We start from the raw sequence: 20,348 nt of genomic DNA, 5'->3' as shown, positions 1-20,348 counted from the left end.
AACGGCGAGCTAGCACTCGCCGTTTTTTTATTTGTAAACAAGCATTTCAATTCAGTAGTCACCAATCAACAACTCTGATAGCTTAAATAATGGACTCCACCTAAATCGAATAATTGAGGAATCACTATGTTTATAAGGAAAGCCATTAATATTGCCATTACGAGTAGTTTGATACTGGTCGCAGGCACGCTTAGCCAACCAACCCATGCTGCTGACACAATCGAACAACATATTCAAAAAAGCATTGTTATTGCAGGAGAAGCTCAACCTAAGACGACCTTAATTCAGAGAATGGCTGCCGAGAATGTACCGGGCTTGAGCATCGCGGTATTAAAAAATGGTGAGATTGTGTGGGCTAAAGGTTTTGGCATTGCGAACAGTAAGACCAAACTACCTGTAAATGAACATACCCTATTTCAGGCGGGATCAATTAGTAAGCCCATCGGTGCATTAGCTGCTTTAAAATTAGTTGAACAAGGTAAGCTGTCTTTAGACGAAGATGTAAACAAATAATCAATTAACAGGTGCTAAGCTATCTAAAGAAACGCCTGTCACTCTTAGACAGCTACTCACTCATACCGCAGGGCTATCAGTGCACGGGTTTCCTGGCTATGCAACAGGTAATAAAATTCCCTCAACTATCGATGTACTAAACGGCCAAGGCAATACTGCTAAAGTTGAAGTTGTGTTAACGCCTGGTTCTGAATGGCGTTATTCTGGAGGTGGCTACACGGTTATGCAGTTACTGGTTGAGCAAATTAGCGGACAGACATTTGCTGACTTCACCGATAAAAACATTCTTAAACCTATGGGCATGCTGAACAGCACCTTTGCGCATAAATTACCAAATAATCTCAAGCAACGAGCCAGTGCGGCATTTAATGCTGAAGGCAAAATGTATTCAGCTGTATTCAATGATTACCCTGAAAAACCTGCAGCTGGGCTTTGGACAACCCCGACCGACATCTTAAGGTATGCCTCTCATATGCAAGCCATCATGCAAGGCAAAAAAGACGGCATTTTGCAAAAAGAAACCGTCACTGCCATGTTCACCAAGCATAAAAATAATTGGGGACTGGGCCCTGAGTTAATGGATATAAAAGGGCAATTGGCATTCGGCCATGGAGGAAAGAATCTTGGCTTCACAAATGATTTTAAAGCCATGGTAAATCAAGGGGATGCTTTTGTTGTGATGTCGAATGGTGACAACGCTAATACGCTGAACAATGAAATTATGACGACATTATCTAAGCATTATGATGTCGCATTTTTAGAGCAAACTGTCATTCAATCTATCACACTTAACACCCAGCAATTAGACGCCTATAAAGGCGAGTATCTGCTACTCACTGACATTGGTTATAACGGCGATTTTATCTCTAAAATTAGTGTGAATGATGGCAAAGTGACAATTCAGAACCCGGGTGATCCAGTACCGTCTCGACTCGTACCAGAAAACACCGCCAAGTTTATCAGTGCAGTTTCTGGCAATGAGTTTGTCTTTAAATTTGAAGGCAAAAAAGTGACGGGATTGACCGTGGCTGGTCAGTTTGAATTACAAAAAATAAAATAAAGAAATTAAGTAAAAAAACACAAAAAAGTGCTTACTAGAGAGTAAGCACTTTGGTCTAAGTGAATTTTAATCGGGAAACTTTTGTTTAGTTTGCTAAAACCTCAGCGTTTAAACTAATTGTGTTAGCATTTCTTCGGAGTATTCAACCACTGCTTCGCCTGATTGAACACGCTCAACATAATCAGGGTTGGCAATGAAAGGTCGACCAATCGCCAGTAAATCGAATTTATTATCAGCTATTGCATGGCTTCCTATCTCTGCAGAGAAACCACCGACCCCCACCAGCGTATGTGGGTAATTCTGTCGAATATAATGACTTACCGTACCGCCTAAATAGTCAAACTCCATGGCATCATCGAAAATACCTACATGCAGATACGCTAATTGACGTTCAGACAGTTGATCTAATAAATAGTCAAATACGGTTTTGTCTCTGCCGTCTGCTTCCATATTAAAATATGCCCCAGGAGAAACACGTAACGCGGTTCTGTCTGCGCCAATTCTTGCACTGATGGCATCTACTACTTGTAGTGGAAAACGTGACATATTCTCTGGTGTCTGACCAAATTCATCTTCACGGGTATTACTTGAGTAATGCAAAAACTGGTCAACAAGATAGCCATTAGCGCCGTGGATCTCCACGCCATCAAAACCTGCGTCGATGGCATTCGATGCCGCTTGTGCAAAATCTTCTACCATTTGTTGGATCTGCACTTGCGTCATAGGGGTTGGCGTTTGGTATTCAAGGTCACGCATTCTCGGCACAGTGCCTTCAACCTTCACCGCACTTGGCGCAAGTACCTCATCGCCTTCGTAAAAATACGGGTGTGATACTCGCCCTGTATGCCAAATTTGTGCAAAAATTTTTCCACCATTTTTGTGAACTGCGTCTGTGACAACGCGCCAACCATTGATTTGTTCAGGCGTAAATAAACCCGGTGTATTTGGGTAACCTTGGCCGTCAGCGCGAATTTGTGTTGCTTCTGTGATTATAAGGCCTGCTCCTGCTCGACGGGCATAATAATCAGCCATCGCTTGAGTCGGTACCAAATTATCATCGGCCATACAACGCGTAAGCGGTGCCATTAAGATGCGATTCTTTAGTTCTATGGTGCTGTTTAATGCAAATGGTTGAAATAGGTTGTCAGTCATGGAGTTTCTCTTTAAGTAACATTCTTGAACGATTATTCAAGATAGCCCTATTTGAATGATCGTTCAAGAACTTTTTTGAACAAACATTCAAATTGTTTTAAACTTGCCTCATTAACCCTTCAAGACAAATACAATGCGTAGTGCCGAATTTGACAAAGTTGCAGTGCTTCGAGCTGCCATGCAGGCCTTTTTAAATAAGGGCTACACTAAAACCAGTATGCAAGATCTAAAACAAGCAACCGGTCTTCACCCTGGGTCTATTTATTGTGCTTTTGAGAATAAGCGAGGCTTACTACTGGCTGCAATTTCGCAATATAACCAAGACAGAAGCGATGAATTTTGTGCTTTTTTCATCAATAGCGACTCAAGTAAACAAGGTCTTGAAACCTACTTAGAGCATATCGTTGAAGAGTGTTTAAGCTGCGATACCAGTAAAGCCTGTTTACTCACTAAGGCACTCAATGAACTGGCCGAACAAGATGACGAAGTACAAACTTTGATAAGCCAGCAGCTAGAAGCATGGCAAGCAGCAATTACCAATAAGTTTGCTCGTGCACAAGATGAGGGTGATATCTCTGATGAACGCTCAGCAGAGTGTAGAGGAAGGTATTTTGTAATGGGTATTTATGGCTTGCGCACATTTGCCAATACCCACCCAGAACCTGACACATTGAAAAAGTTAGCTAAACAGCTTTTCCAAGACGTTTGTGCTTAATCAAATCAAAAAAGAGCCATTTAGGCTCTTTTTTGATTCATTGAACGTTAGTTAATCTCATCAGGGCATGTTCTTAATGTTGAACGCTCGGTGGTGTAACACACCTTGTTTAATATGTTTACGAACTCTAGCGACTTTACAAAACTGCGTTTATCTTGATAAATCAGTTCACTTTTATCGTTATAACACTCAAGGTAACCTGAGTTAACTAAACACACGCCCTGTTGCGTACCAATTAGATTATCAATATGACTTTTGCCTACAAACAAGTTATTGAAATAATCTGCCTGTTCGCCCCAACAGTGCCAATTACCTGAACTATATTGCGCGCACATGTCTGAATTACTCGCGGCAACAATGTTAGCCACCCCCGCTCTTTCTGGTACTTCAAGCACAGATAATGGCCCCGCACCATGACAACTCAATTGGTCATCATTATTGAGTAAGCAAACAAACTCCCCTTTGGTTACGCCCGCTTTAACTGGTGCAGCAAGCTCCCCTACATTAAGCAATGTATTTGAATTATCTCGACAAAGCACTTCATCGGTTCTGAAATAACAAGTATAGCGTTCACCTTTATCATAAATACGAGACGTCATATTGGTTCTTACATCGGCTTGTATCAATTGGTCTTCACTATCTCGAGCACTGAGTGTCACTGTAGGAAAGCTGCTCGTTGTCTCATTAGTGATTTTCGCATCGGTCGAATTTAGAGTTTCAATTGCTAGGTCATCATAATTCGTTGACCAGCTCATTGCGTTGATAGGATTATTTAAACGTTCTTGTCCATAACCAAATACATAAAAATCACTACCTGAAATATAGGTTTTTTCTGAACCTGCAAATAACTTCAAGTTACTTTTATTAAGATTGACCGATACATACTCTGTCGTTGAAACCGTACCGGCATTCATTACAACTCTGAGCATCAACTCTCTATCGAGCAAAATATCTGAAGCTTTCAAGGTAAAAGATAAATTTAAACCATCTTGTGTCAGTGTTGCTGTATCTAGATCTGCGTAATTCACATTCGATACGTCAAGCGCAACACTATCTAACACGCCAGCTTTATCAATCGCTAACGCATTAAAAGTCAGTGTTTCGTTTTTATAAAGTTGAGGTAAATCTGTCGATTGCTCTATATCTAATGTGGCTTTAATTGCTGATTCACTCATCAGCGCAAAGATTGCTTGTTTTTCAACTTCAAACCCATTTTTAAAAGTGGCTTTATAATTCACTAACGTACTGAGCATCGAAATATCTTGGTTAGGCATAACAAGTGAAAGCTCTGTTGCCGACTCTGTTTTTTGAGTAAACACCTCTTCATCAACACGCCACTCATAGCTTTCAATATCATTGGTATTATCTGCGCTAACCTGAACTGTCACTGTTTGTCCGGGTGCTGCATAAACACGGTTCACGGCCAGTGAAAGCCCTCCGGTCTGCACCACATTTTTTACTTTGATCTGTGTTTCAATTGATTTCTTTACGCCACTCTGGGTTTCGACGTCTAACGCCAAGCTTGCAATCTCATCTTCTTCGACAGCTTGAGTGTTAATAACGACATCTTTACTTGTTTCACCGACCAGTTCACCTAACGGCTTGTCTAACCATCGCCATTGATAAGAAATAACTCTATCTGAAGTTTGAATGATAGGTTTAATCAGCATTTGGTCATTTTCATTGCCTTCATACACTGCATCTAAATTAACCACTAATTCATCAGCCGTTTTTGGCAATATAGTTAACTGAGTCGAACGCGAGATTTGCCCTGAAGCAGCGTCGAGTATTAATGAAAGTGTGTATGCTTGCTCGTCAGTCACATCTGGTGCCGTAAATTGCACTGTAGATTGGGCAACACCATTGCGACTAAAAGTCGACACATCCATATCATTCACTGTCAGGTCGCTAAGCTGCCAATTAAGGTCATCAATGTTTTCGTCAATCGAATATTTTGCAGTGACAGTGACAAGTTCACCTGCCAAAAATTCATAACTTGACCGCAAATCTATTTGCGAACTATCAGGAAGCGCCTTAACTAAAATTGTAAATGATTTAGACACGGTATTATTCGCGCTATCAGTGACCTTAACTGTGACTGAAATCTCTTGATCTTCACTTACCGTTGGCATTTGCACCAATACACCGTTCTCTGATGCATCTTTGAAACTTACGCCAGCATGGTCACTACTCCACTCTACGATTACAGATTCACCTTCTGGCTCAGTAATGTTGGTGGTCAATCGAAGCGTATTCAATGAAAGAGTTTGTTCCTCACCTGAAATCGTTACTACAGGAGATTGATTTTGTGTTTGGGTGTTTGTTGGCTCATTTTTACCACCACCAGAACCACATGCAGATAAAGTAAGTAGGGTCAATAACGCTAAAGTTGGGCGCACGATCGGATTCCTTATAAATGTTTTCCTCAATCAGAAACATATCGAGATTCGTCCAGATGTGCATTCTAAAAAATGTTTTAATTTGTAAGGAATTAATTCGCATTCGCAAATAATAAAAATTCAAGGACATTGCAGTAACTTCAACAAGTTTAGGTTAGAAAAGTTTTTCAATAGAAACATAATGATGCATTTGCAATTAAAAATTCTATTCCATTCATGTTGTTAGTGTGTTAAAAAAATGTAGTCCAACATAACGACAACAAAGATTAACAGGGAAAATATGAAAGTAATCAATAAACTATCTGCAGTAACAATGGCTGTCATTGTTGCTAACTCACATTCAGCGCTTGCAAACACTGATGAAAATAAAGTAGAACGCATTGAAGTCACCGGCTCACATATTAAACGTACAGATATGGAAGGCCCTTCTCCAATTCAATCTCTTTCAGCAGCGGACTTAGCAGCAACTGGTTCAACTGACTTAATCGGTGCATTACAAAAGTTACCTGTATCAGGTGCTGGCACATTCAGTACGCAAGGTAACTCAAGTGACGATACTGCCAATGGCGGTTCGAGTGTGGCACTTCGTGGTCTAGGCGCGTCATCTACCTTGGTCTTAATTAATGGTCGCCGAGTCGCCGTTAGCCCATTTGCCAAAGACATCGAAACCTCTTTCGTTGACTTAAATACCATTCCAGTTTCTGCAGTAAAACGCATCGACATCCTAAAAGATGGTGCATCTGCGACTTATGGTTCTGACGCGGTTGCTGGTGTAATCAATATCATTATGCGTGACGACATTGATGGCTTTGAAGTCGCTGGCAAAATTTCAGATACCGCAGATGGTGGCGGTGAAGAGCAAAACTTTACCTTACTTTGGGGCTCTTCAAGTGATAAAGGCTATCACAATTTCTCTTTAGATTACTTCAAGCGCGGTGACGTTTTTTATGCCGACCGCGATTATGCATCGACCGCAGATCAACGTTTTCGTGGCGGTAACAACTCTTTAAGCTCGTCTGGTATTCCTGGCAGTATCGAAGCTTTTAAAGGCACGCGCACTGATTCACTAGGCAACACCTACACAGTGACTGATGCACAGTGGAATGGTTTACCAACCAAGAGCATTGCCGATGATGGTACACCAGTAAAACAAACCATTTTTGCAGATGTTTGGGGCAATGATAAATGTGACCCCGATTTAATCATTGGCGATATTTGTCGTTACGATTATGCGCCGCATATGAGTCTAGTGCCATCAACTGAGCGCATAAGCTTTAACTACAACGGCGTTCAAGAAATCACTGACGGCGTTGAAGGCTTTATGGAGTTTTCAGCTCAACATGCGTCAACCTTTATTCAAGGTGCGGGTAGCCCGAGCTTTACTGAATTGTTTATGAGCGGTGATAACCCGAATCACCCTTTAGCAAACGACGCTGATCATTTCTTACACGGCATGGACATTTCAATGCGTCGTCGTACTTATGATATTGGTAACCGTAAAAAAGACGTTGATTCTGAATACTACCGTGCTGTAATTGGTGCACGCGGCACCTACAATGAATGGGACTGGGAAACAGCTTACTCTGCCATTCGTTCAAGCGCTGTAGAAAAAGGCTTTGATGGTTTCCCTAACAAATTGCGTGCTCAAGAAGCAATTAACACAGGTCGCTGGAATCCATTTGAACCAAGCACAAATACCGCTGAAGGGTTAGCTTTCATTGAAACCACAACAACCCGCTATGGTAGCTCTAGCATGCAATCATTTGATGCAACTATCTCAGGTGAGTTGTTTGAAATGTCTGAAGGTGCCGTTGCTGCTGCATTCGGTGTTGAGCACCGCTACGAAAAAATTGAAGACAATCCAGATAGCCAATACCTAAGAGGTGAAATTTTTGGTACTGAGGCAACACAAGCAAATGGTGATCGTGATAACACTGCGGTTTTTGCTGAATTCAACGTGCCTGTACTAGAAAATTTAGAGTTACAACTTGCTTTACGTTATGAAAACTACAGTGACTTTGGTAACACAACAGATCCTAAAATCGCATTCCGTTGGTCACCAAATGAAGACTTAGTTGTTCGTGGTTCTTGGGGCACGGCGTTCAGAGCACCTTCTTTGGTTCAGTTACACTTAGGCCGTACTGATGAATCGCCAAGTGTCATCGATAAAGAGCGCTGTCAAATCACTAAGTCAGAACTTGATTGTGAACCTTATGAATACACAGCAGTTGTGGCTGGTAACAAAAACCTACAGCCAGAAACCTCTACCAACTATAACTTAGGTGTAGTTTGGCAAGCGACTGAAGACTTCTCAATTGGTGTTGATTACTGGAACTATGACCAAGAAGACTTAATCAAGAAAATTGGTGCGCAAAAGCTAGTTGATTGTTGTGGTACCGATCCTAAATTAGTTGTGCGTGGTCCGAATGAAGGCAGTACACCAGGCCGTATTCAAACTATTTACGATACATTCGTTAATATTGGTGGTCGTGAAACGGATGGTTTTGACTTAAATCTCGCTTATAAACTTGATACCAGAGACATGGGTCTATTCAAGTTTGATTACAAGTTAAGCTATGCATTGAACTTTGAAGAACAATCTTTCGAAAGTGACAAAGAGGGTAATACCAGCATTGTTGCTGAAGATCTAAATGGCGAATATCAACATCCGCAATTCAGATGGACTGCCAGCATAGATTGGGAACTAGAGGACGTACTGACGACCCTAAGCTTCAGTCACATTGACGAGTATAACGATCTGGCTGATGCAAATGGTAATAAATTCAAAATTGATGCTTGGACAACACTTGACGCATCTGTCAGCTATATGGGCTTTGATAATTTAGTCTTAACCGCTGGCGCTGCAAACCTGATGAATGAAGAAGCACCACAAGCACCTTCAGAGTGGTCTGGTATAGACAATAAAACACACAGTGCTTTAGGTCGTCAAATGTATGCTAAGTTTAAATATAACTTCTAATCCCTGAAATTAGTTGTGCAAAGCCCCAAGATTTCTTGGGGCTTTTTTATTACTAAATCTTAGTTACTACAACACCTGTTCGCGGCAATTATCATAAAAAGTGGTTGTTGCCGGCCAGTCGCTAAATACGCCGATGACGCCAACTTCGCGTGCGAGAAAATCAAGCAATGTCAAAGTAAACCCATCATTATTTACGATATTTTTAACTGACTGATAATAAAATCCACCGCTACTTTTGAGTGGTCCAGAGCGTTCCAATGACCATGTTATTATTTTAAGACCCGCTTTTTTCGCCTCTATGGCATATGCCGACTGAGTCAAATTATTTTGTGCATCTAATGTCACCAACATCCATAGTGGTGGCGCAATGATATTCACTCCCATGGCTTTGAGTTCAGGCATTGAATGCTGCCAAGTACTTGGCTGTTCATGATTAAACCCGGGCAATTCGTAACTATCGTCTAAATAAACAGCTTGTTCAGCATACTCTGGGTGTTTTGCTATCCAGTATTGTATGTCTGAGAGTAAAAAAGACTGTGGAAAAAGTTCTGATGGCGAGACCCCAGCTTGTTTATACTCTGAGATGAGCTTGTCTGCGTAGGCTTGTTGAGTAAAACCTTCAAATGGCATTTTTACTTGTGGGGTTTTAAGCTCCGGTGTCATTTTAACACCAAGCTGTTTGAATAACTCAATACTTTGTTTATGGGTCATTAAAGTCCCAGAAGAGGCATACCAATCAGTTCTCCAATTAGGAGTACCCAGCATATATTCCTTAGCTGTTGCAGCATATTCATTAGCACCATCCATTTTCCCTTCGAGCAGCAAAAACTCAGCTAAAGTGATATCTGATGTACAGCATTGAACTTGCGCTTTTTTATTTGCCGTTTTACTGCCACCAACAAAGGGAATACGACACTTCTTTGCAAGTTCAGGCACTGCCAATATATTCGTTGTCGTATGCAAATCACATTGAGAATGTCGACACACCAAAGCTTTATCTTTGGTAAACGCCACATCACATTCCAAAATGCCAGCCCCCATTTTAGCCGCAGCCATGTATGACTCTTTAGTATGCTCAGGAAATTGCATAGGGGCACCGCGATGACCTATTGAAAAATCAGTCTTTTTGAAAGTTGAGGATTGACATAAACTTAGCTGACTTTTTAGTTTAGAATCTGGTAATTGCTCAAGTAAATAATACGGTCTTACACCGACTTGAACTTCCTGACTAGATAGGGAATGTTGAGTTGTACTACAACCCGAAAGAAGTATTAAAATTAATCCTAGAAATCTCTTCATTTTAAGCTTTTCATATATTCTTTATGACAATTAAAACACTTAATAATGACAATAAAATGGAAATCGTCACAAAATACCTCATAAGCAACATTTGAATAAAACACTTTTTTGGCCACCTAAAAAATCTATGGCCCACTAGGTAACAAAATTAGTAGTGCTCATCTCAAATGGGCTTTCTCTGAAGTCACCGTCTTACTGTTGCATCATAGTGAAACATGCTTAAAAAAGAGACTGTATTCTATGAATACCCGATTCCTAAAGAATTAGTCACGGTACTGAGTGAGCTGAATGTCTAACTGGATATAAGGTTGAGCATCAATCAAAACAAGTTAGAGAAGACTCTGTCGCCAAGCGCTTAATGACCATTCCTGGTGTCGGTGAGCAAGTTGCAACTGCTGTTACAGCAAATGTGCCTGACCCTCGATTGTTCAAAAATAGCCGCCAGTTCTGCGCGTGGTTAGGGTTAGTACCTCGCCAGTTCACCACAAGTGGCAAAATACGACTCGGAAGAATTACTAAGCGCGGTGATAAATATCTACGAATGTGCCTCGTTCATGGGGCAAGAGCTGTAATGGCAAACCTAAGAGAAAAAGAAGACAAAGTCAGTTGTTGGATACGTGAGCTCATCGCTCGTCGTGGATATCTAAAAGCCGCTGTCGCATTAGCAGCAAGAAACGCCAGACTTATTTGGACGCTGATGGTTAAACAAGAAGATTACAAGGTCATTAATTAGTCTAAATGACTATGCGCCATTTATTAAAGCAACCATTATGAAGTAACACGATTTATTTAGTTTAGAAGGTTTATCTGCTTTACCCGAGTCCTGCGAAGGCATCGATGACAATTAGGTCAGACCGAGGAAGCCATAGCCTGTTTATTGCGGGTGAGCTTAAAAAGCTCGTCTAACGAATAAGGCACTCTTCCTAGCGAATACTCATCTAGGTCCGAGTTTAACACTCAGTCAATAGGCCGAATGTAGAGGTGCAGTCTTATATCTAATTATCAAAGATGATTTCGTTGACAATCGGGGGAGTCCATGTAGCCCGCATAAGGGGCTGATAATAGTTTGCTAAAATGTGAAGCGGAGAGGAACCGAGCAAACTGTTAGCAATCCCATGCTTAATACGCTTGTTATGTTTAAACTTCACGCCAATTAAATAATATTGTTAACGTTATGAGAAAAATGCTTAGTTGTACTATAAATGAAAAATCGAATACTAAACCCCAAAATTCAAGGTTAAACAAAGATAACCCAACGAAGTTAGTGAATGTTGGAACAAGACCAACTCCGTGAAGTATATAAATATTCGATAAAACAGCAAGGAAAAAGGTAAGCGAAATGAAAGCTAGACAATAAGTCACATATTTATTCCTCCATGTTTTATTGGTCGCTATCGAATATCCAGCAAGAGAGAATATAACTATTAAAGAAATGAAAAATATGCCAAAGATAATATTTCCAGTAGAAACAAAAGCGTCATCAGTAAAGCATTGAAACAGCTTAAATATATTTATCAATATCAATATCAATATCAATATCAATATCAATATCAATATTGGAAAGTAGCTAATAGTGAACTTTGTTAACATAGTTGATTTAAACATAGACATAATTACTCCCACACTGTGCTATCCTCCGCATTTCCGTGGGTCAGCTCAAAGCCAGAGCCAGAGCCAGAGCCATAATTAGTTTGTCAAATAACTAAATAGCAGAGGCTAGCATGACTTAACATAACATACTTTTCATTGGCTTAACTACTCATAAAGAGTTTGTGGAAGTAGCCTACATTGAAGACAATCGAGGGGCACAACCCATTCACTTTGGCCGTATATCTTCTGCTAAAACCGCTATTAAAAAGCTCATTCGTCAGTTCGAAATCTAAATACTCCAGTGCAACTCTTCACTTCGTTTTATGGATGTATTTTTGGCATTTTCATATTCCAAACCTATCGTCTCAATCTAAAAGCCCCATTCTCAGTACTCGTTCTGATTTACTCAGTGATTAAATTACCATAAGTGCAAAAATACTGAAAATCGTTTAGATCGTTTAAAATTTTCTCTTTTGGTTTATAAATAGATAAACGAATACATTGAACGCGATAAGTTTATTTACTGAGTTTTACAATATGATGCTTTGAGTGGGTCTAATTAAAGTTATTTATGTCATGGTAAATTTTATAAAGCTACTAAACAGCATTTAATATTTAACGATATTGTAGACAAAATAATAAAATTGAAATCCTTAGAATTTGACATATTTGTAATTTTTTAGATTTTTATTTAATTAATTAGGAGGTTAAAATATATTGTTTATATATTAAGATAAAAAAGCCAAGACACATTTTGACTTGACTTTTCATTATGCAGAACTTTAATTACTCTACCAAAAGTTACTTAATATAGTATTCAACAATGCTTGATGTGTAACCACCACTAAACTGCCACTTCGTAAATACACCTGTGAAGTTATAAACATGTGACCAACCAACATTTATGATTGCTTCACTGTAATCGCCACCTGTGCCACTACACCCTGATGTTTCAGTGTGCCAAATTCGACCATAAGGTGCAGGGTTATTTGCCAATGAATCTGTTTCAGGTAGTGAAATACATGATGCGTTCAATAAAGCACTTTTCTCAACAATGCCAACTTTTCCGCTACTATCAACAAACATAAGGCCATATTGCATGTTATCTCTAACAGCTTGCCAATCCGTATCATTCATTACACCCCAATCATCATGTTTTACTGCATCTACAGCCTTAACAGAGCTTAATGAAATGTTATGTCTTGCAAATAAAGTCCAGCCACCCGATTCTTTATCCATATTACAATAAACATCAATAGCAGCCGAATTAGCAGGAGTGATGGTGTAGTAGCCGCTATTGGCTAAAGGGTTTTGCTCTTTAATCTCAGAACAAGAACTTCCTGTTGGAGTTTGAGCAAAATCGTCAGCTAATCTTGGAGCCACTGTATCCCTTCCATATGAGGTTACATCTTGGGCAAAGATATACTGGTTAAATTTCATGATATTGACGTGCTCAACAATATGAGACAACTCATTATCTTTAGACTTTTCCTCTTGAAGAAAAAGGCCATATGTTTGCTCAGTTGGCTTCGAGTGATCAATCTTCACTTGGTCAAGAATAAAGTTCTGACCATCGAAATTACCAGTATTATTAGATGCATATATTGCGATATACGCAACTTTCTCTTTTTCATTTAACTTTGACGATTTTTCTTCACCTTGTTTGAAGGCGACAAAACCATGTTGAGATACGCCTTGTACTCTGGTGACATAAGCTTGTTGGTTATTATTTGACTGACCGGATAGAAAAATGTGAGGTGTGTGTTCAAACTTCTCCAAGAAACTAATTCTTTGTTCGCCTTTTCCTAGTTCAAAAGTGCCAACCTCTATAATTGTGCCATCGGATAGTGTTTGTCGACCAGAGGGTAGAGAAAGAATCGCCAACGCCTCGCTTCCATGAGCACCATCAAGATACGGCCATTCTTGGAATTTTATTTCTGAGTTACCATCAATTAGCTTTAACGAAATTACACCAGCATCAGCCTCTTTGTCGGTGGGTACACTGGTAAATAATTGATTTCCATTTGTATGACTTACCGTATTCCAAGCATCATTTGCAGAAATTTCAGAGTACTCGTTAACCGCAATCGCACTTGAACATGCAAACATTGAAAGCCATAGTGTATGCTTGATCATTATAATCTCCTTTAATGATTAAGTTATAATTATATTTTATCGCAACCAGATACTTTAAATTAATTTTTAGAGCATCATGAGCTGCCAGAGCATGTTATAATTATTTCATTGAAAATAAAATATTTATAATCATAGATTCAATAAATATTTAAAAATAAAGTAATGAGCATTCAATTAAAAATCATGAGGGGTGAAGTTGATAATATTTAATTAAAACTAAGTTAATTATTACATTTTTATGATATCAGCGTCAGCTTATTAATATTTAATCTTTAACATATCAAATGAAAATTGAATTTCTATTTGAAATCCAGTATTGGGGATTTCTCCAAAATTATTTTATGATTTAGTGTTGGAAAGCTTAAAACTTGAAACTATTACCTAAATATAAGCGCCATATGTTTAGGTAAAATTGTAATATCTGATTTAGCTTTAATGGCATTAAGACGTGGGCATTGATTAATACAGCCACTCTCTTTACCTTCTGTAACAAAGCAAAAATCGCATTGTTAGATTTGGAAAGCGCCGTTATTTAACCAAAAAATATAAAAGTGAATAAATTTCACTTATGTTATTTCAATTGATTTTATGTAATCTTATTATCTAACTCTCCTCTATCAACATTACTGTAACACTCTAATAAATATAACAATTAATGCACTAAGCTAGTCGTCAAACACATCAAACTCTTTGATAGGGCTTAACACAGAGTCTTACTCTTTATACCACCCTGATATAAACAAAAACAAAATAACAATTGATTAACAAGTATTAACTGCTAAGTTAGATTTTGCACAAAAAAACAACAAAGGGGTTTTTACATGTTAATTAACAAAGGAAAAGTACTAACCGCAGCGATTATAAGCTCGGTTTTGCTCCCAATCACAAGTTTTGCATTTGATTGTTCTTCCTTATCGTCTTGGCAACCAAGTGTTGCCTATACATCAGGACAACAAGTTGTCTATCAACAGAATGCTTACAAAGCCAATTGGTGGACACAAAATCAAAACCCAGCCGATAATTCAGGACCATGGCAAGAGTGGTCATCTTTAGGTATTTGCTCTAATGGCAATCAATCACCGTTAGTCTCATTAATCTCACCATTAAATGGGGCAACCTTGAGCAAAAATGACAGCGCTATCATCAGCGCAGAAGCGAACGATACTGATGGCACGATCGTTCAAGTTGAATTCTTTTTGAATGGCCAAAGCTTGGCAATAGATAACATTGCACCATATCAAGTCAATTGGACAGCTGGATTAGGTGAATATACGGTTACAGCAAAAGCAATTGACAATGAAGGCAGTGAAACAGTGTCGATGGCTCATGTTATTAATGTCATTGACCCGGATCAAAATGCCTCACCGATTGTCACGCTCACTAGCCCTTCATCAAATTCACAGTTGAAAGTTGATGACCTTGTTACCGTGAGTGCTGATGCTTCAGATATAGACGGAAGTATTTCATCGGTTAGTTTTTATGTTGATAATGTAGAAATAGGCAATGTTACAGAAGCGCCTTATAACGTGACTTGGCAAGCAACTGAAGGCGTACATCGTTTTCAAGCTAAAGCCATAGACAATGAGCAAGCAACCTCATTTTCTCAGAGTGTTGAGCTAAATGTTGAAAATAATAGCTCTGGTGGCTGTGCAGGTGTGCCATCATTTAACCCTGGTGCAACATACCAAGCGGGTGATGTTGTTGAAAACGTAAACCATAAGTTCACTTGTAAAATTGCTGGCTGGTGTTCGTCTAATTCAACTTGGGCATACGAACCAGGAGTTGGCCTCTATTGGGAAGATGCATGGGTTGATAATAGTGTTTGTGCCATTGCACCTGAAGTCGTCTTTACTTCTCCCAGTGACAATGCAACCGTTCTGCTTGCAAATCCTCTCGATATTAGTGTTTCAGCAAATGATCAAGATGGCCGTGTTACCTCGGTTACATTGTTGGTAGACCAACAACAAGTTGCTGTGATATCGACTCCCCCTTATGCAACACAATGGACACCTGACACAATAGGTGAGAAACAATTACAGGCCATTGCAGTCGATAATGAAGGCAATACATCCGAAGTAAGTGTGTTGATTAATGTAACAGATCAATCTTTAGTTACCTCATTAACCAGTCCAGTTTCTGGTGATAGAATTACGCTCGGCTCAGCACTCACGCTTTCTGCAAACGCCACAGCTTTAGATGGTTCAGTATCATCAGTGAGTTTTAGTGTTAATGGACAAATTGTTGCAACAGATACAAGCGCACCATATAAAGCTACTTACACGCCGGGAGCGAGTGGCTCATACAGCATTGCAGCCATTGCAACTGACAGTAATAACAACACAGCAACCAGTAACGCAGTAAGCGTCTCGGTAGTCGATGCACCAGTTGGCAAAAAACATAAGTTAATTGGTTATTGGCATAACTTTGTTAACCCTGCAGGTTGCCCTATCCCACTCAATGAAATATCTAACGCTTGGGATGTTATAGACATTGCTTTTGCTGATAATAAACGAGATTCTGATGGCACCGTTGAGTTTAACCTCTTTCAAGAAGACATTCGTTCAGATTGCCCACCGATTGATCCCGTGCAATTTAAACGAGACATGAGAGACCTTCAAGCGCAAGGGAAAATCATTGTGCTGAGTTTAGGGGGCGCAGAAGGGACCATTACCCTCAACACCGATGCGGATGAAGCGAACTTTATTTCTAGTTTAACAGCCATAATTCAAGAATGGGGCTTCGATGGACTAGACGTTGATTATGAAAGTGGCTCTAACCTTGTTCACGGCTCACAAATACAAACTCGATTACCGCGAGCATTAAAGCAAATAGAGCAAAATATTGGTGGTGATATGTATTTAACTATGGCGCCAGAACATCCATATGTGCATGGTGGCATGATTGCTTATTCGGGTATTTGGGGAGCATATATACCACTAATAGACGAATTGCGTGATACCTTAGATTTATTGCATGTTCAATTGTACAACAATGGTGGCTTACCCAATCCATATGAGCCAGGCTCAGCCAATGAGGGAACTGTGAATATGATGGTTGCTCATGCGAAAATGCTGATCGAAGGGTTTGATCTAGCTAATGGAACGCGCTTTCAACCTTTAAGAGACGACCAAGTCGCGATTGGTTTACCCTCTGGCCCTCGCTCAGCCAATTCAGGGCAAGCACCTACGCAAAACATTTACGATGCGTTAGACTGCATTACAAAAGGTACTAGATGCGGAACAATTGTACCCAATCAACAATATAAAAACTTTGGCGGTGTAATGACGTGGTCAATTAACTGGGATAAGTATGACGGCTATAATTTTTCAGGCCCCATTGGCGATAAATTAACGCAAATGAATCAAGAATAATGAGGTCATACTGACTTGAAAAGAGCAACACGTCTGTTGCTCTTTCTTCTGTGCTAGAGCTTATTCATTTATGATGTGCAATTAGTCAAAAAAAACAACTGATCTCATCAGCTTTCACGACACTTAAAAGTTAACTAAATATACGTGATATCTGTCACCCATTTCTCGTTTGGAGATGTGTGCATTATCGGATCAAGTTCCACTCCTAACGCCCCAAGCAGCGGTGAGTAACATAGGCGTTTTTTTGCCCGCAGAGCGGTTAAGCAAAAAATCCGGCAATGTTAAGAATCCGACTGACTAGGCTTGTTATACGCAAACGCCTGGTCGAAAAACTTGACAGCCGAATTGCTGACATCTTCATGTACTTGGCTTCTATTTATCTCACCATTATCATTACAAAGAATAGGCAATACGTTTTTTCCATATTTGGTGCATTTAGACAAAAATGTGTAGTGTCCTGCATTGTTGATTTCCATATATTTGCTGTCTGCCACTAACGAAGCGACTCTTTTAGCATTGTTTTTTGAAGGCGCAATTTTATCTTCTGTTCCAACTACCACTTTAACCGGAACATTAATGGTTTTAATGCTATCTTCTCTAATAGAACGCACTACTGCAGGCGCTATAAGAAGGCCAGCCTTTATTTGGCTAATCTTAAATGAGTCATGTTGTTTCGATATTGATTTTTTTACAATTGGGGAGTTTTTCACTTTTTCGTATTCTTTATTAATTTCTGCAAACTCAATTTGCGGCTCACAAGTAAAATCACGCTCTTTACTTTTGCAAAATTTAGAAAATAGAGCTTTATCTGTAATCCCACCTAAAGCTGATAAAGCTGTATAACCACCTAGAGAAAACCCCACCACACCAACTTGATCAAACGCTATATGTCGACGCCAGTACATATCGTTTTCTAATTTAGTTAATACTACTTTTAGATCCTGAGTTCGCTCCCACCATAATTTGAAGCCCTCCGCATATTTTTTCGATTCAACAGCAGTGTTACCGTGATGGTTAACACCGGCAACTATGTAACCATTTTTAACCAATTTACTGGCAATCCATAACATTTGAAGAGATGAGCCTCCAGTTCCATGAGACATAATAATTAATGGTTTAGGTTTCGAAATGACAGGCTTTGCATTCCAGACCACATTCCCCGCGTTAAACAAGCCAATATCACCTCCACCCAGTTTCAGTGCCTCAACCTGTTTATCTAATGTAGGATAAAAGATATGGGTCAAGATAGGACGTTTTCGTATGCCATCCCAAGCAACCCTGTGCTTATCAACAATTTTTTTAGCTTTTATACCAACATTAACTTTTTCGTCTGCAAAAGAAAAAATTGAAAAAATACTAATGGAAATCAGTATGAGATTTTTTAAATAGTGCACAAATTTACCCTTTGCGTATAACGAATGATATGGACTCCCCAACCACTTAACCACAATGTGCCATAGTGGTAATTGAACCAAAACGAGGAGAGTCCATATGTCTTTAATTAAAGTTGTTGGCATCGATTTAGCCAAATATGTTTTTAGTATCCATGGGGTGGATGAGCATGGCAAGTGCAAATTGCGTAAAACTATTAAACGAAACAATCTCTTAGCTGAAATTACTAAATTGCCACCTTGCTTAATTGGCATGGAAGCATGCTCAAGTGCGCATTATCGGGCAAGAGCGTTTACTAAACTCGGTCATACTGTTCGTATTATGGCATCTAAGTTTGTCATTCCTTATCGCCAAAAAGAAAAGAATGACGCCAATGATGCTGAAGCTATTTGTGAAGCGGTTGCTCGTCCTAAAACACGGTTTGTCTCCATAAAAAGTGAAGAGCAACAAGCGGTGCTGTGTCTACATCGTATTCGCCAAGGCTTAATAAAAGACCGCACCGCCAGTATAAATCGCTTACGCGGTTTACTTGCTGAGTTTGGTATCGTGATGCCCCAAGGTCGTTATCCAGCACAAAATACCATTTCCAGTATTTTAGAAGACGCTGAAAATGGTTTACCCCTGCTTGCTCGTGAACTCTTAACCGATGTGTGGCTCAGCATACAAGGGCTTAATCAAGAAATATTAAAATATGACCGACAACTCTATGCGCTTTCTAAACAAATGCCTGCTGCACGATTACTAGTGAGCATACCTGGCATTGGTGAAGTCACTGCAACCGCTGTTGTTGCGACAGTTAATGGTGCGAAACACTTTAGTTCTAGCCGCCAGTTCGCAGCATGGGTTGGCTTAGTACCACGACAATACACAACGGGTGGCAACGTTCATTTAGGTCTCATTAGTAAACGCGGTGAAAAGCACATACGAACATCACTCATCCATGGGGCTCGCGCTGTGATTGCCAACTGCAAAACGAAAACAGACAAAACCAGTTTATGGGTGCAAGGCTTGATTGAACGTCGGGGTTTTAAACGTGCTGTTGTAGCGTTGGCTGCAAAAAATGCCCGTTTAATCTGGGCGCTATTACAATCAGGCAAAGAATATCAGGTTGATTATGTGTGATTTAATTAGCTAAGCGCGGTTCACCAAAACGGTTAACCCCACCGAGTCTCAGCAATAGAAATTGACGATAACACGGTCAGACCGAGAGCGATAAAACCTGTTTAGCCGGGAAGTAGCAAATACTGTCTAACGAATGAGGTCATTGCTCAAGCGCAAATCATCAGGGCGATAGCGTAGCAAAGCTAATAAACGCCGAATGTAGAGCTGCTGTCAGATCTTCTTGTTGTCGAAGACACCTATTGCTTGACAAAGGGGTGTCCATGTAGCCCGATTAACGGGTAAAAAATTGTGGGCTAAAATTGAGCGAAGCGAATAGCCCGCAAGTTTTTTATCCCTGTTTAATTGCTTGTTATGCGTTGACACACCACTTTCAAAGCGCTTGCGCCTGCACCAACGAGCTAAACTTTTATTTATAAAAACACTCACCGAACCAAAAATTGCAAAGAAGCGCTCTACTGGTGAATGACCTTTCTGGTCACAGCTTAAATTGAAAAACGAAAAGCCAAGACCAACTTAAATTTTGATTACGTCACCGTACCTAAAAACTGACCTTTAAGGAAAGACTTTAAGTAAAAACCGTTTTAAAGACAGCGATTTAAAGTGACGCATAACGCCCGCT

The 20,348-nt window shown here is 39.7% G+C and carries 11 protein-coding genes and 2 pseudogenes; 8 read left to right on the top strand and 5 right to left on the bottom strand.

What is annotated here, in order from left to right; genetic code table 11:
- The first annotated feature begins 126 nt into the window (after positions 1-126).
- Positions 127-513, top strand: coding sequence for a serine hydrolase domain-containing protein (locus CWB72_RS14730; RefSeq protein ID WP_138632872.1), 387 nt, complete (start codon positions 127-129; stop codon positions 511-513).
- A 40-nt stretch (positions 514-553) separates the two neighbouring features.
- Positions 554-1,573, top strand: a pseudogene (locus CWB72_RS14725) (serine hydrolase domain-containing protein); the annotation flags it as partial.
- A 108-nt stretch (positions 1,574-1,681) separates the two neighbouring features.
- Here CWB72_RS14725 and CWB72_RS14720 read toward each other — a convergent pair.
- On the bottom strand, positions 1,682-2,725 hold the full coding sequence (locus tag CWB72_RS14720; protein ID WP_138632866.1) for an alkene reductase: 1,044 nt from the start codon (positions 2,723-2,725) through the stop codon (positions 1,682-1,684).
- A 133-nt stretch (positions 2,726-2,858) separates the two neighbouring features.
- Between CWB72_RS14720 and CWB72_RS14715 the strand changes: the two genes are divergently transcribed.
- Positions 2,859-3,440: a TetR/AcrR family transcriptional regulator gene (locus CWB72_RS14715; protein WP_138632863.1), complete on the top strand. Its 582-nt coding sequence runs from the start codon at positions 2,859-2,861 to the stop codon at positions 3,438-3,440.
- Positions 3,441-3,487: 47 nt separating this feature from the next.
- Here CWB72_RS14715 and CWB72_RS14710 read toward each other — a convergent pair whose 3' ends face one another.
- Positions 3,488-5,839 (bottom strand): hypothetical protein, encoded by a 2,352-nt coding sequence (locus tag CWB72_RS14710; protein WP_138632860.1) that lies wholly within the window; start codon positions 5,837-5,839, stop codon positions 3,488-3,490.
- A 313-nt stretch (positions 5,840-6,152) separates the two neighbouring features.
- Between CWB72_RS14710 and CWB72_RS14705 the strand changes: the two genes are divergently transcribed.
- Positions 6,153-8,819 carry a TonB-dependent receptor plug domain-containing protein gene (locus CWB72_RS14705; RefSeq protein ID WP_436409859.1) on the top strand — a complete coding sequence of 889 codons (2,667 nt, stop codon included), beginning with the start codon at positions 6,153-6,155 and terminating at the stop codon, positions 8,817-8,819.
- Between the two features lie 66 nt (positions 8,820-8,885).
- Here the strand turns inward: CWB72_RS14705 and CWB72_RS14700 are convergent, their stop codons facing one another.
- Positions 8,886-10,118 (bottom strand): glycerophosphodiester phosphodiesterase family protein, encoded by a 1,233-nt coding sequence (locus CWB72_RS14700; protein ID WP_138632854.1) that lies wholly within the window; start codon positions 10,116-10,118, stop codon positions 8,886-8,888.
- 358 nt (positions 10,119-10,476) lie between these two features.
- On the opposite strand from CWB72_RS14700, the gene CWB72_RS14695 reads away from it, so the two are divergent.
- Both CWB72_RS14695 and CWB72_RS14690 read left to right on the top strand, forming a co-directional pair.
- Positions 10,477-10,851: a transposase gene (locus CWB72_RS14695; RefSeq protein WP_138632852.1), complete on the top strand. Its 375-nt coding sequence runs from the start codon at positions 10,477-10,479 to the stop codon at positions 10,849-10,851.
- Positions 10,852-11,854: 1,003 nt separating this feature from the next.
- A pseudogene (locus CWB72_RS14690) lies at positions 11,855-12,029 on the top strand (IS110 family transposase); the annotation flags it as partial.
- A gap of 480 nt (positions 12,030-12,509) precedes the next feature.
- On the opposite strand, the gene CWB72_RS14685 reads toward CWB72_RS14690, so the two are convergent.
- Complete coding sequence (locus CWB72_RS14685) at positions 12,510-13,844, bottom strand: fibrinogen-like YCDxxxxGGGW domain-containing protein (protein WP_138632849.1); 1,335 nt, start codon at positions 13,842-13,844, stop codon at positions 12,510-12,512.
- A gap of 821 nt (positions 13,845-14,665) precedes the next feature.
- Here CWB72_RS14685 and CWB72_RS14680 point away from each other — a divergent pair.
- The gene (locus CWB72_RS14680; protein WP_138632846.1) at positions 14,666-17,215 is read left to right on the top strand and encodes an Ig-like domain-containing protein; all 2,550 of its coding nucleotides are present in this window, start codon (positions 14,666-14,668) and stop codon (positions 17,213-17,215) included.
- 281 nt (positions 17,216-17,496) lie between these two features.
- On the opposite strand, the gene CWB72_RS14675 is transcribed toward CWB72_RS14680, so the two are convergent.
- Positions 17,497-18,609: an alpha/beta hydrolase family protein gene (locus CWB72_RS14675; protein ID WP_171037319.1), complete on the bottom strand. Its 1,113-nt coding sequence runs from the start codon at positions 18,607-18,609 to the stop codon at positions 17,497-17,499.
- A 97-nt stretch (positions 18,610-18,706) separates the two neighbouring features.
- Here CWB72_RS14675 and CWB72_RS14670 point away from each other — a divergent pair, with 97 nt between their 5' ends.
- A complete protein-coding gene (locus CWB72_RS14670) occupies positions 18,707-19,729 on the top strand; it encodes an IS110 family transposase (protein ID WP_138632841.1) in 1,023 nt (340 codons plus the stop codon).
- Positions 19,730-20,348: the final 619 nt, after the last annotated feature.

It is taken from the genome of Pseudoalteromonas phenolica, from assembly GCF_005886345.1.
Classification (GTDB): domain Bacteria; phylum Pseudomonadota; class Gammaproteobacteria; order Enterobacterales; family Alteromonadaceae; genus Pseudoalteromonas; species Pseudoalteromonas phenolica_A.
Note: the sequence above shows the minus strand (reverse complement) of the source record. Positions and strands in the feature narration are given on the sequence as shown.

Coding starts and splice junctions, on each gene's coding strand:
- CWB72_RS14730 (WP_138632872.1), top strand. CDS start 127: ATGTTTATAAGGAAAGCCATTAATATTGCCATTACGAGTAGTTTGATA.
- CWB72_RS14720 (WP_138632866.1), bottom strand. CDS start 2,725: ATGACTGACAACCTATTTCAACCATTTGCATTAAACAGCACCATAGAA.
- CWB72_RS14715 (WP_138632863.1), top strand. CDS start 2,859: ATGCGTAGTGCCGAATTTGACAAAGTTGCAGTGCTTCGAGCTGCCATG.
- CWB72_RS14705 (WP_436409859.1), top strand. CDS start 6,153: ATGGCTGTCATTGTTGCTAACTCACATTCAGCGCTTGCAAACACTGAT.
- CWB72_RS14700 (WP_138632854.1), bottom strand. CDS start 10,118: ATGAAGAGATTTCTAGGATTAATTTTAATACTTCTTTCGGGTTGTAGT.
- CWB72_RS14695 (WP_138632852.1), top strand. CDS start 10,477: ATGACCATTCCTGGTGTCGGTGAGCAAGTTGCAACTGCTGTTACAGCA.
- CWB72_RS14685 (WP_138632849.1), bottom strand. CDS start 13,844: ATGATCAAGCATACACTATGGCTTTCAATGTTTGCATGTTCAAGTGCG.
- CWB72_RS14680 (WP_138632846.1), top strand. CDS start 14,666: ATGTTAATTAACAAAGGAAAAGTACTAACCGCAGCGATTATAAGCTCG.
- CWB72_RS14670 (WP_138632841.1), top strand. CDS start 18,707: ATGTCTTTAATTAAAGTTGTTGGCATCGATTTAGCCAAATATGTTTTT.